Annotated in this window: 13 protein-coding genes; 4 read left to right on the forward strand and 9 right to left on the reverse strand. The window is 40.1% G+C overall.

What is annotated here, in order from left to right; genetic code table 11:
• A partial coding sequence (locus QZ620_RS05175) for a riboflavin synthase (protein ID WP_295179720.1) occupies positions 1 to 483 on the forward strand: 483 nt, incomplete at its 5' end.
• Here the strand turns inward: QZ620_RS05175 and QZ620_RS05180 are convergent.
• The gene (locus QZ620_RS05180) at positions 480 to 776 is read right to left on the reverse strand and encodes a hypothetical protein (RefSeq protein WP_295179722.1); all 297 of its coding nucleotides are present in this window, start codon (positions 774 to 776) and stop codon (positions 480 to 482) included. The two genes, QZ620_RS05175 and QZ620_RS05180, sit on opposite strands and share 4 nt — an antisense overlap.
• 468 nt (positions 777 to 1,244) lie before the next feature.
• Here QZ620_RS05180 and QZ620_RS05185 point away from each other — a divergent pair, with 468 nt between their 5' ends.
• From QZ620_RS05185 to QZ620_RS05195, 3 genes are read left to right on the forward strand one after another with little or no spacing between them, the layout of a single operon-like run.
• On the forward strand, positions 1,245 to 3,278 hold the full coding sequence (locus QZ620_RS05185; protein WP_295179724.1) for a PAS domain-containing protein: 2,034 nt from the start codon (positions 1,245 to 1,247) through the stop codon (positions 3,276 to 3,278).
• Positions 3,265 to 3,663 carry a response regulator gene (locus QZ620_RS05190; protein WP_295179726.1) on the forward strand — a complete coding sequence of 133 codons (399 nt, stop codon included), beginning with the start codon at positions 3,265 to 3,267 and terminating at the stop codon, positions 3,661 to 3,663. The genes QZ620_RS05185 and QZ620_RS05190 overlap by 14 nt, the downstream gene beginning before the upstream one ends.
• A complete protein-coding gene (locus tag QZ620_RS05195) occupies positions 3,663 to 4,067 on the forward strand; it encodes a response regulator (RefSeq protein WP_295179728.1) in 405 nt (134 codons plus the stop codon). Before QZ620_RS05190 ends, QZ620_RS05195 begins: the two co-directional genes overlap by 1 nt.
• 102 nt (positions 4,068 to 4,169) lie before the next feature.
• Here the strand turns inward: QZ620_RS05195 and QZ620_RS05200 are convergent, their stop codons facing one another.
• The 8 genes from QZ620_RS05200 to QZ620_RS05235 form a co-directional block, all read right to left on the reverse strand.
• Positions 4,170 to 4,874 carry a sulfite exporter TauE/SafE family protein gene (locus QZ620_RS05200; protein WP_295179730.1) on the reverse strand — a complete coding sequence of 235 codons (705 nt, stop codon included), beginning with the start codon at positions 4,872 to 4,874 and terminating at the stop codon, positions 4,170 to 4,172.
• A complete protein-coding gene (locus QZ620_RS05205) occupies positions 4,875 to 5,324 on the reverse strand; it encodes a FixH family protein (RefSeq protein WP_295179732.1) in 450 nt (149 codons plus the stop codon).
• A 12-nt stretch (positions 5,325 to 5,336) separates the two neighbouring features.
• On the reverse strand, positions 5,337 to 6,758 hold the full coding sequence (gene ccoG, locus QZ620_RS05210) for a cytochrome c oxidase accessory protein CcoG (RefSeq protein WP_295179734.1): 1,422 nt from the start codon (positions 6,756 to 6,758) through the stop codon (positions 5,337 to 5,339).
• 12 nt (positions 6,759 to 6,770) lie between these two features.
• Entirely contained in the window at positions 6,771 to 7,727 is a 957-nt protein-coding gene (locus QZ620_RS05215; RefSeq protein WP_295179736.1) for a cbb3-type cytochrome c oxidase N-terminal domain-containing protein, read from the reverse strand.
• Positions 7,724 to 7,936: a cytochrome c oxidase subunit IV gene (locus tag QZ620_RS05220; protein ID WP_026913726.1), complete on the reverse strand. Its 213-nt coding sequence runs from the start codon at positions 7,934 to 7,936 to the stop codon at positions 7,724 to 7,726. Before QZ620_RS05220 ends, QZ620_RS05215 begins: the two co-directional genes overlap by 4 nt.
• A gap of 11 nt (positions 7,937 to 7,947) precedes the next feature.
• Positions 7,948 to 10,143: a cytochrome-c oxidase, cbb3-type subunit I gene (ccoN, locus tag QZ620_RS05225; RefSeq protein ID WP_295179738.1), complete on the reverse strand. Its 2,196-nt coding sequence runs from the start codon at positions 10,141 to 10,143 to the stop codon at positions 7,948 to 7,950.
• Between the two features lie 2 nt (positions 10,144 to 10,145).
• The gene (gene ccoS / locus QZ620_RS05230) at positions 10,146 to 10,340 is read right to left on the reverse strand and encodes a cbb3-type cytochrome oxidase assembly protein CcoS (protein WP_295179740.1); all 195 of its coding nucleotides are present in this window, start codon (positions 10,338 to 10,340) and stop codon (positions 10,146 to 10,148) included.
• 78 nt (positions 10,341 to 10,418) lie between these two features.
• Complete coding sequence (locus QZ620_RS05235) at positions 10,419 to 12,803, reverse strand: heavy metal translocating P-type ATPase metal-binding domain-containing protein (RefSeq protein ID WP_295179742.1); 2,385 nt, start codon at positions 12,801 to 12,803, stop codon at positions 10,419 to 10,421.
• Positions 12,804 to 12,892 lie beyond the last annotated feature (89 nt).

Consider the following 12,892-nt stretch of genomic DNA (forward strand, 5'->3'; position numbering starts at 1 on the left):
ATAGACCAGAGTGTTTCTCATAATGGTGTTTGTCTTACAGTGGTTTCTATTGAAGGAAATATGTATACTGTTACCGCGGTTCAGGAGACCTTGACCAAGACAAGTATAGGAAATCTGAAGACTGGAGATGCTGTCAACCTGGAACGAGGCATGAAACTAGGTGCTCGACTTGATGGACATATAGTACAGGGACATGTTGACCAGACGGCCATCTGTAAAGAAGTAAAAGAAACGGAAGGTAGCTGGCTTTACACCTTTGAGTACGACCCATCGGTTGGAAATCTTACGATTGAAAAAGGATCTATTACTGTTAACGGAGTAAGTCTTACCGTTGTGAACAGCAAGGCGACAGAATTTTCTGTAGCGATCATTCCATATACTTATGAGCATACGAATTTTAAAGATCTGCAAAAAGGAGATACAGTAAATCTTGAGTTTGATGTAATCGGGAAATATGTAAAGCGAATCACCGAGCTTTCCTAAGCAAGATCAAATTTTCTAAGCTGGTAACATCCAACGACCAGACCTGCACCCATCAAAATATAAACATAATCGTCTATAGGAAGGCAAAGTCCAACTGGTGGAGGAACACCATTTCCATTTTCATTACCGCCGGGACCGTTCCCGTTCCCATTACCAGGATCACACGGAGGACCTTCACGTCCATTACCATTGTCCTGAGCCATAGGTTCTGGAGGTGACATCTGAGTATAGGCCGATGTGGCTATTCCAAAGAATAAACCTAAGCTAAGCAGCAAAATTCTCAAACGGCTCATAATTAAAAGTATAACACCTAAAGATTCAGGCAACTAACCCGAAAACACATACTATTAAATGAACGATATGTCATTTGTTAGCGAGTGAATTTCTGAAATATTTACGTAAATACGTAAAGATCAGTTTAGAATTAAAATTTGATCTATGCATCACCCTGAATTACAGAGACATAAAAACTCTCTGTCCTTTCAAAAATAGGCAATAAAAGCCTTTGTAACAATAGGCTCCGTCTATATTTCACTTTCGGGTCAGAACTTCTACTTCAGCAAAACCGGGAATTCCTGTATTCTCGTTCTGCCTGAGAAGCTATACTTTTCAGGAATTTTTTCTTCTGCAACTTCATATTCGGTCTTCACTTAAGCATTATTCAGAACTATAAAAAATCATAGCGCACGAATTGAAGGTCGGGTTCAAAATAAATGTTTTAGTTTTAAGGTTCCAATGTACAGCCCCAACATTCGTAACCAATGAAGAATATTCCAATTCCTGACAACGACAAGAGAAGAAATCTCGAAGTTGAAAAATATAAGCCGCAACAAAAAATCGATGATGAAGATCTTGATTTTTTGAGCGCTATGGCTGCTGAGATTTGCGGTACTCCCAGTGCCCTGATCACTTTAATTGGCCAGAATACGCAATATATAAAGTCGGCTTATGGTATGGACCTCGAAACAAGAGAGTTCCCGAGGGAGTTTACATTTTGTGCTCATACTATTAGTTCTTCGGAAGGATTTATGATCGTAGAAGATGCCCGTAAAGATGAAAGATTCAGAAATAATCCATATGTAACGGGAGAAAATCCAATTCTTTCCTATGCAGGTGTTCCGCTTTCCAATTCTGCCGGTTATTCCATAGGTTCTTTATGCTCTATAGATTTTAAACCTAAAAGCTTTTCCGAAGAACAATTAGAGAAGCTTAAAAAGGTAGCGAACCAGGTGATGAAGTCAATCGAGCTTTCCCGAAAGACTAATGAGTTAAAACAGCTCAATGACAACCTTCTCAGGGAGCAAACAAAAGACAATTATATCATTGAAGGTACCGAGACTGCCACTTTTGACTGGGATATCGTAAATGACCAGATAAGCTTTAGTGATGTCTGGTTTCAATTTTCCGGCTACTCTCGAAGCGACTTCCCTAACCAGATGGTTGATTCATGGAGAACGATCGTGCATCCTGAAGACCTCCGGCCTCTTCAGCAACAGGTGCAATTACATTTTGACGGAAAGAAGAAAAAGTTCAGCAGTGAATTCAGAATAAAGCACAAAAACGGGGAGTATTTATGGATTTCCAGCCAGGGTAAGATCTTTGAAAGAGATGCCTCTGGAAGACCAACCAGAATGTATGGGCTGCATCGGGATATTACTGAAAAGAAGAAAGTGGATGTTGAGATACAATTTAGGGAAAAACTGCTTGAATCTCTATACAATTTGTCTCCATTAGGGATCGCCTTAAACGATTACGAAACTGGAGCTTTTATCGAAGTTAATAAGAGACTGGTAGAGCCTACAGGTTACAGCCAGTCGGAATTTCTAAATCTCACCTATTTTGAGTTGACACCGGAGGAATATCTGGAGATGGAGAAAGAGCAACTCAAAGAACTGGATGATACAGGTAAGTACGGGCCTTATGAAAAAGAATATATAAGAAAAGATGGAACAAAATACCCGGTATTGTTGAGAGGGGTTTTAGCCAAAGACCCCAATGGCAGGAAGATCATTTGGAGTTTTATTGAAGACATCTCTGAGCAAAAAGAAAATGAAGAGTTACAGGAATTGAACTTTCAGAAGATCGAAAAGTTACTTACCATTACCGAGAAGCAGAATGACAGATTGAAAAATTTCGCACATATCGTTTCTCATAATTTACGTTCTCATTCCAGTGGTATATCATTATTACTTGATTTCTTAAGTGAATCCAACCCGGAGATCAAAGTAGAAGAACCTTTCAAACATCTTAAAACAGCCTCAGGAAACCTGGAATCTACCATCCATGATCTTAATGATATTGTGAAAGTAAATGTATCCGGACAGGAAGATTTCCAAATCGTGCAATTAAAAGCTGCAGTAGACAAAATCGTGGAAAGCGTAGAACCTCTTACGAAAACCGGAAATATCAATATAAGAACTGAAGTTGAGGAAACAGTTACTGTGTATGGCCTCAGGGCTTATATTGAGAGTATCCTGCTGAACCTGGTCACTAATGGAATCAAATATTCTTCGCCAGATAGAGATAGTACGATTAAGATCACTGCTAAAGAGGATCTTCAAAATAAGCTGGTAAGAATCGAAATTGAGGATAATGGAATTGGTATCGACCTGGATACGCACCGCAAGGATCTTTTTAAAATGTATAAAATTTTTCATAAACATGAGGATGCGAGAGGCGTAGGTTTATTCCTGGTCAAAAATCAAGTTGAAAATATGAACGGATCTATTGAAATTGAAAGTACAGTGAATGTTGGAACAAAAATTATAATCAAACTACCTAATGAGCAAAATTAATTTAGCCTGTCTAATAGAAGATGACCCGGTTCATATTTACCTTTCTAAAAGATACCTTCAATCTTCGGGATATATAGATAATATCCAGATCTATAACAATGGAAAAGAAGCCTACGATGGACTCAAACTAGACTGGGAAAGCAAGAAAACACTCCCGGAAATCATTCTTTTAGATCTCACCATGCCGGTATGGGACGGATGGAAATTTTTAGATGAATTTACCAAATTACCTATTGAGAAGCAGATTACAATCTATATCCTGACCAGTAGTATCAATGAAGCCGACAGGCAAAAGGCTTCTGATTATAATGCGGTAAAAAATTATCTGGTGAAACCAATGACTATGCAGACATTGGTGGAGCTTATTGAAAGAATGGAAGACTGATGGCAAATACCAAATTTGATAGAATTTTTATAATTGATGATGAATCAATCATAAACTCGATACAAAAACTTTTTATTCAGGAATTTTTTCCTGAAAATTCTCTGGAACGATATGATGATTCCAGCCTGGCGCTGGATAAACTTACTAGCATGGACCAGGAGGTAAAAGAGGTCTTGATTTTCGTTGATCTCAATATGCCTATTCTTTCCGGGCAGCAATTACTGGACAAATTACAGGAATCCGGAATTCATTATAATGTAACTGTTTACGTACTTACCTTTTCCAGTGATGCTGAAGAAGTAGAGAAAATCCGCTCGCATCCCTATGTTCAAAAAGTAATTAGAAAACCGCTTACTAGGGAGAAACTGGCAAAACTGGATATCGTGAGGTCTAGGGGTATTTGAAATATTCAAGGCATCTCCACAAAATTCAAGTATGAGGACTGAAGTTTCGGAGATAAAGCGAAATTTCACCTGTTTTTAAATCAAGCCTCGCTTAGCAGTTTTTCAAGGTTGGCATTCCATGACTGAGCCTATTTTCATGATAGGTTCTCCCGGGGAGAGGTAAGGAATACCAAGCCCCATTCCTCTAATGATAAATAGTATGGCGATGATAGCTATAAAAACAGGGATTAGCTTACGAATATATATTCTGTTTTTTACAGAAATCACGTTACTCAACCAGATCGCACTGGTCATCAACGGGATGGTTCCAATTCCAAAAATGACCATATATAAGCTACCGTATAGTGCGCTACCTCCGGCAACCGCTCCAAAAACTGCCATATATACGAGTCCGCAGGGTAAGAAACCGTTCAAAAAACCAACGGTAAAATAAGTGTCTGGATTTTTCTTTTTCAATTCCTTACCAAGGTAGTTTTTCAGGTCTTTCACTACTTTGAAGTTAGCATTTTCAGGATTGAATTTACCTAGTTTCTTCTTCGGAAGGAGTACAAGAAACAGCATAATGATCCCGATAATGATAGATAATTGCTGTTGAAGGCCAAATAGAGACAGGCTTTTCCCGGCAATTCCAAATAACAGTCCTATGATTCCGTAGGAAAAAAGACGACCAGAGTGATAGAGAAATATCTGCAGGAATTTCCTGAATTTATTTTCCCGATCCAGAGGAAGCAAAAATGCTATAGGCCCACACATACCAATACAATGGAAGCTTCCAAGTAATCCAAATATGAGCGCAGAAAACAGCATTTAGTAGACTATTTCAGTTTTAAACATGAATTCCTTTTCGCTATTCTGCCAGGTAACCTTAACATTCCATCTCCCATTCACAAGTTGATCTGCCGGGATCTCAAATTCAGAACTTTTAATTTCAGAAAACGGAATACTGAAATCGAGTTTCTTGTTGGAAGGTCTGTACAGACTTACCATACCTGTAGTTTTTTCAAGGTCAATCCCTTCAGGAAAGAGTACTATTAAACTATCACCCCTTCTTTCAAGGCTGATCTGTTCATGGAGTGCAAGAGCATTTTCCTGCGCATCTATATCCTGTTGATAATGTAACTCTGCCTTATAATAATCCTCTACCACAAGATCGTGGTCATAGTCTGAACTGCTCATCATGGTGACGACAAAGTACATGATAAAGCTAATAAATGCGAGCATTCCAATTACAATTCCCGTTCCCCAGTTTATCTTCATAATTTATAGTGATTAGTGGTAACTCCTTGGTCCCAGAAACGTGGTACCGGTAGTTTCTAATAATTGTTCGCCGTTATAAACTTCGATAACGATTTTATCTTTTTCGTTTTCCAGTGCTGCCTGCTTAATTTCCACGAACAATGTTCCTTCGGCCATGCCGTTCGCAGGAATGCTGATGGAATTCCCTTTTACAGTATTTATAGTTCCGGGATGCGACTTGATTTCAAACCTCACATTATCGTAATCCACAGAAGTTTTATTAATAAGTTTAAAGGTGTATACATTGCTAATGATATTGCCATCCTTATGTTCATAAAGCTGGCCGGGTAGCCTGAGAATATTGGCTTCCACATCACTTCTCAAAAACAACATGCCACTTAATACCGTAACGAGGATAAATAAAACTGCAGCATAGCCTTTAATACGCGGGGTAAACCTGAATTTCTTTTGCTTCTCAATATTCTCTTCACTCGCATATCTAATCAATCCCTGCGGAAGATCCACCGCATCCATCATATGATTGCAGGCGTCTATACATGCTGTACAATTCACACATTCCAGCTGGGTTCCATTTCGAATATCTATTCCTGTAGGGCAAACCTGCACACATTGAAAACAGTCGATACAATCACCTTTCCCACTTGCTTCACGATCTTCATTTTTTCTGAATTTCGCCCTACCTTCTTCCTTTTCTCCACGTTTATGATCGTAGGCAACAACAATAGATTTATTGTCCAGCAGAACACCCTGAAGCCTACCATATGGACAGGCTATGATACAAACCTGTTCTCTAAACCAGGCGAATACAAAATAGAAGATTCCGGTAAAAAGCAGCAAGGAGATCAAGGTGCTAAGATGTGCCTGCGGTCCTTCCTGTATGTAAAGAAGCAATCTATCACTCCCTATAAGATAAGCCAGAAACACGTTGGCGATAAGAAAGGAGATCACAAAGAAAATGAACCATTTGGTTGCTTTTTTCCTGATCTTTTCAGCATTCCATTGCTGCTTGTCCAATCGTATTTGTTTGCCCCTGTCCCCTTCAATCCAGTATTCAATTCTTCGGAAAACCATTTCCATAAAGATCGTTTGGGGACATATCCAGCCACAAAATATTCTTCCGAAGGCTACCGTAAATAAGACCACGAACACTACTCCTATCAACATCATGAGAACAAAGAGATAGAAATCCTGCGGCCAGAAAATTGTTCCGAAGATATTGAAGCGGCGTTCCAGTACATTGAACATGAGAAATTGATTCCCATTGATCTTTAAAAAAGGAGCTGTAAAAAGTATCGCCAGTAAAAAATAACTTACCCACTGCCGATATTTATATAATCTACCATCAGGTTTTTTGGGATACACCCAGGAACGTTTACCTTCTGAAGTAACCGTTCCTATACTGTCCCTAAACCTTTCGTGCTCCTCTTTTTCCAAAATATGCAGATTTTACTCTTCCTCGTAACTCATTTCTATTTCAACAGAAGCTGAATCTATCGCTTCCACCTCAACCTCATCCACTCTCGCATCTGGATCTACCCATAGTTCCCCTTCAGGTTCTTTGGGATCTAGAGGAGTTGTGGAGTGTAAACTCAGAACATAACTGGCGACCTGCGCCATTTCTTCAGGTTTTAGATCGGTTTTCCAGGAAACCATCCCTTTCCCGGCACGTCCTCCTTCAGAAATTGTATTGAAGACATTTTTGATACCACCACCAAGGATCCAGTAAGAATCGGTTAGATTAGGACCAATTCCACCTCCCCCATCAATCTTGTGACAGGCGGCACAATTTCCTGAGAAAATTGCTTTCCCGGCATTGATATCTTCAGTCCCGGTAAGCAATTCAACAGTATTAGCATCAATAAGACCTTTGGCATTTTCTTTATAAGCTTCCACGGCTGCTTTAGCTTCTGCAACCTCAGCCAGATATTCCTCTTTTTGAGTAGCACCATCGAAAACATGGTACCTTGCCAGGTAAATTCCGGCGAAAATTATACTGGCGTAGAAACCATAAAGCCACCAGGGTGGAAGATTGTTATCCAGCTCTTTGATCCCATCATAATTATGATCAAGTATGATCTCATCTTCATTTTCAATTGGCTTTTTGTCCAGCAGCTTGTCGTAAGTTTCTTTGAACCAGGCAAAGCGATTCTTTTCCCTTACCGCCATGGCTGCATCGTAAGCTGCACGATCATCGGGTTTCAAAGACATATATAAGGTCTTGTCCAAAGCTGCTACCGAAACTTCGATGGCAATTGCTAGAAACAGGATCACTCCAAGAACAAGCCAGAAAATTGGATAGACTTCCAAAACAGATTTATCACCGGTTTCAATGGTAAGCTCTGCCAGTATGATCGCCAGGGCGATAAGTCCGCTAATTCTTAATACTGAAAATGTATTTTTCATGATTTGTTATCTTTTACGATGATAGGCATCATTAGTTCATCTTCCTGGTCTAAAGGAATGTCGCTCACTTTCCTGATATAATCCTTTTTAGCAGTGAACACCCACCAGAAGAGCGCGGTAAAAAAGATGAAGAATATAAGCAGTGAGATGATGGGATAGATCGCTACCCCTTCTATACTTTCCAATGGACCTTTTACGAATTTCAACATGGTCTCAGGTTTTAGTTAGTTGATACTTGTTTTAAATCTTCGGCTTTGATATCTGTTCCCAGTCGCTGCAGGTATGCAATAAGAGCTACGATCTCACGATCTCTCATTTCTGTGAACTCCTCACCGTTCTCTGCGGCAAACTTTTTATCTGCCTCATAACTGTTGACAAAATCTGGATCCTGATAAAGATTTTTTTCAATTTGAGTTCCCTGTTCTGTCATCCATTGCTGAGCTCTTTCGATCTCCGCATCTGTATAAGGCACTCCAAGAGTTTGCATCGCCCGCATTTTATCTTCAGTGTCAGATTTGTCAAGTTCATCCTGAATTAGCCAGGTATAAGAAGGCATGATAGAACCTGAAGAAGTACTTTGAGGATCATACATATGATTAAGGTGCCAGTTATCTGAATATTTCATTCCCACCCTATGAAGATCTGGTCCGGTTCTTTTACTTCCCCAAAGAAATGGGAAGTCATACCTGTATTCACCAGCTTTCGAATATTCTCCATAACGTTCTACCTCACTTCTAAAAGGTCGTACCATCTGCGAGTGACAGGAAACACAACCTTCCCGTATATAAAGATCCCGGCCTTCCAATTCCAGAGGTGTGTATGGTTTTACACTGGAAATTACCGGTACATATTCATCCACCATTAATGAAGGAACTATTTGCACAATACCTCCAATAAGGATAGCGATGGTAGCAAAAATGGTAAGTTTTACAGGTCTTCTTTCCAACCAGCTGTGGTAAGCTTCACCGGCAGTTCTTTTACTCGTCACCGGTTGCAAAGCAGAAGCTTCAGCAAGTTCGTCTTCCACGGCACTACCCTGGCGTATCGTTTTTACAATATTGTATAGCATTACGAAAGCCCCTACGATGTATAAACTTCCACCAATAGCTCTCATCCAGTACATTGGAATAATTTGCGTTACTGTTTCCAGAAAATTTCCATAGGTAAGGGTTCCATCTGGATTAAACTGTTTCCACATAGAAGCCTGTACGAATCCCGCAACATACATTGGCAACGTGTAAATGATAATTCCCAGCGTTCCTATCCAGAAATGCGTGTTCGCCAGTTTAAGTGAGTATAGTTTGGTTTTGAACAATCTTGGTACCAGCCAGTAGATCATCCCAAAGGTCATAAAACCATTCCATGCCAGTGCTCCAACATGTACGTGCGCAATGATCCAGTCACTAAAGTGGGCGATGGCATTCACATTTTTAAGGGAAAGCATTGGACCTTCAAAAGTTGCCATTCCATACCCGGTAATTGCCACTACCATAAATTTTAATACAGGGTCTACTCTAACCTTATCCCAGGCTCCACGAAGTGTTAGCAAACCATTGATCATACCACCCCAGGATGGGAATAAAAGCATTACAGAAAAGGCAACTCCAAGATTCTGCGCCCAGTCTGGTAACGAAGTATATAGTAAATGGTGAGGTCCAGCCCAGATATAGATAAATATCAGTGACCAGAAGTGAATGATCGAAAGTCGGTAAGAATATACAGGACGGTTAGCAGCCTTTGGAACAAAGTAATACATCAATCCAAGGAAAGGCGTGGTTAGGAAGAATGCTACGGCATTATGCCCGTACCACCATTGTACAAGGGCATCCTGAACACCTGAATAAAAAGAATAACTTTTAAAAGCGCTTACAGGAATTTCAATATTGTTAAAGATATGAAGTACAGCAACGGTTACGAACGTAGCAAGATAAAACCAGATCGCCACATACAGGTGGCGCTGTCTTCTTTTGATCATCGTACCAATTAGGTTGGCGCCAAACGCTACCCAGATCACGGCGATCGCTATATCAAAAGGCCATTCCAGCTCCGCATACTCTTTAGAGGAAGTATACCCCAAAGGCAGAGTGATCGCTGCTCCAATGATTATAAGCTGCCATCCCCAGAAGTTGATATTACTAAGGGCATCACTCCACATTCTTGCCTTTAAAAGACGCTGGGTAGAATAGTATACCCCGGCAAAGATCGCATTCCCTACAAATGCAAAGATTACCGCGTTGGTATGCAGCGGCCTTAATCTACCAAAGCTAAGCCAGGGTATACCTTCGGTTATATTTGGAAAAATGAACATAAAAGCGAGCAGTAAGCCAACGCTCATACCAATAATGCCCCAGAACATGGTGGCAATGATGAATTTCTTTACGATCTTATTATCGTAATAGAATTGCTGTAGATCCATAATTATTTAAATTTCTCTTTATTGACGGGTTGATTTTCTTTCTTTGGAGATTTAACAAGTTCATCATCGAACAGCATTCGCACAGAGGGTGTATACACATCATCATACTGGCCTTTCCTGACTGAAACTATAAAGGCTACGAAAAAGATGATGGCCACCACAACACTAATAGCCAGTAACATGTAGATAATGCTCATTATTCTGTTAATCTGGGTGTAAAAGTATTCTGGAGGAAGGCTCTAAAAAATGACGATTGTCAGCTTTGAGATCTTATTTTATTTTTTAAGCTTTTTTGATAGAATTTGAGTGGCTAGCGTTGTAAAGATCACGATGCTTATAGAGCTTAGCGGCATGAGAATCGCAGCGACCACAGGCATAAGATTTCCGGTTACCGCAAAGGCAAGTCCGGTAATATTATATACAAGAGATAGTATAAAGCTCGCCTGGATGATACTTACTCCTTTTTTAGCCAGCTGAAAATAATCGGCTAAATTCGATAATATAGAAGCATCCATCACGCCATCACAGGCAGGAGAAAATACATTGATATCTTCAGAAACTGCAATTCCAATTTCACTTTGCGCAAGGGCTCCGGCATCATTCAAGCCATCTCCAACCATCATTACCTTGCGGCCACCATGCTGTAGTTGCCTGATGAACTCAAGCTTATCCCCAGGCTTCTGGTTAAAATGGATACCTGATTCAACAGGAAGTAAACTTTGCAAACGATCGCGCTCCCCTTCATTATCTCCGGAAAGTACAATGATATATTTGTCCCTGGAAAGTTGCTGGAACAGGCCAGACATTCCCTTTCTATAAGTATTTCTAAAACTGAAGCAACCTTTATATTGCTCATTCGAACTTATATGAACTGCCGTTTTACCATTATTAATTTCTTCGGAATCAATTTCCCCGGTAAATCTTGCTGAGCCGATTTTTATACGATTCCCCTCAAAATCACATTCAATTCCTGCGCCCACATATTCTTTATAGCTGTCGGGCGTTCGTATCCCGTGATGCTGAAGGATTGAATACAATGATCTGCTCAAAGGATGTGAAGATGCTTTAAGACTACCGCCCAGCATTTGAAGTTCCTTATCACTTAGTTCAAGTCCTTCATATTCAGCCGTGGTTTGTCCCGTCGTGGTAATCGTACCTGTTTTATCAAAAACCACCGTATCAATTGCCGCCATTCTTTCTATTACCGAAGCGTCTTTTAAATAGATGCCTTTCTTTCCGAAGATTCTAAGCAGGTTACCAAGGGTAAAAGGTGCGGCGAGGGCGATCGCACAGGGACAGGCAATGATCAATACCGCGGTGAACACATTCCATGCTTTTGTTGGATCTGCAAACAGCCAGAAGGTGGTAGCCAGAACTGCTATACTTAGCACGGCAATGGTAAAATTCTTACTGATTCTGTTGGTAAGCGACTGGAAACCGAAAGATCTGTCCTTCTGAAATACCTCATTACTCCATAATTCAGTAAGATAGCTCTGCTCTACCGGCTTAAGAACCTTTAGTTTTATAATGCTGCCTTTTTGCCTTCCTCCGGCGTAGACCTTATCTCCTTCAGCTTTATTCACAAGGTCTGCTTCTCCGGTGACAAAACTATAGTCAATGTTCGCCTGTCCTTCAAGGATTTCAGCATCCATCGGGATAAGCTCTTCATTTCTTATAAGCACGGTATCGCCTTTCCTGATCTTATAGACCTGAACCTGTTCTTCAATTTGTTCATCTTCAGAAGAGATTCGGGTAACAGCAATAGGAAAATATGATTTGTAATCTCTTTCAAAAGAAAGAAACGAATAGGTCTTTTGTTGAAAGAACTTTCCGAGCAGAAGGAAAAATACGAGTCCGCTAAGGCTATCGAAAAATCCTGTTCCCAGGTCAAGTACAATTTCTGCAGTACTTCTCACGAATAGCACAAAAATTCCCAGGGCAATGGGAACATCGATATTCAGAATTCCAGATCTAAGTCCTTTATAGGCAGAAATGAAATAATCCTTACCCGAATAAAAAACCACCGGCAGTGAAAAACTGAACATCAACCAGCGAAACAAATATTTGAACTGATCCAGCCAGAATTCATTGATTTCAAAATATTCAGGAAACGAAAGAAACATGATATTTCCAAAAGCAAAACCAGCAACCCCGAGTTTATAGATCAGGCTTCGATCATGCTCAGATTCTTTTTTCTCAAAGTTGTCCAGAGAAATATTCGGTTCGTATCCAATCCTGCTAAGTAGGATTACCAGGTTTTTCAGGCTGATCTCTTCAGCAGTAAAACTCAGCCTGATCGTTTTCTTCGGAAAGTCGACCTGGGAGCTTTTCACTCCGTCATGAAGTTTATGAAGGTTTTCAAGGATCCAGATACAGGAACTACAATGTATAGATGGAATGCTGAAGGATACTATTTGTGTTCTCTCATGATCGAATTCCAGAAGCCTGTCTACGATCTCTGCATTTTCGAGGTATTCATATTTATTCTCTTGTAGTTTTGGAGAAATTCCGGGCGCTTCCTGCAGGTCATAATAATAGGAGAGATCATTACTATTTAAGATCTCGAAAACAGTCTTACAACCGGCACAGCAAAATGATTTATCATTATAGGTGATCAATTCCTCCAGGCAATCCTCGCCGCAATGAAAACATGATTCCATATCTCGCAAATAAAATTAAGGCTACAAAACTGCCCAATTTGATCCTCTTAAAATATGACGGGCGTCATTGAATACATTCTTTACAACTA

The organism is uncultured Christiangramia sp. (assembly GCF_913046405.1).
Classification (GTDB): domain Bacteria; phylum Bacteroidota; class Bacteroidia; order Flavobacteriales; family Flavobacteriaceae; genus Christiangramia; species Christiangramia marina.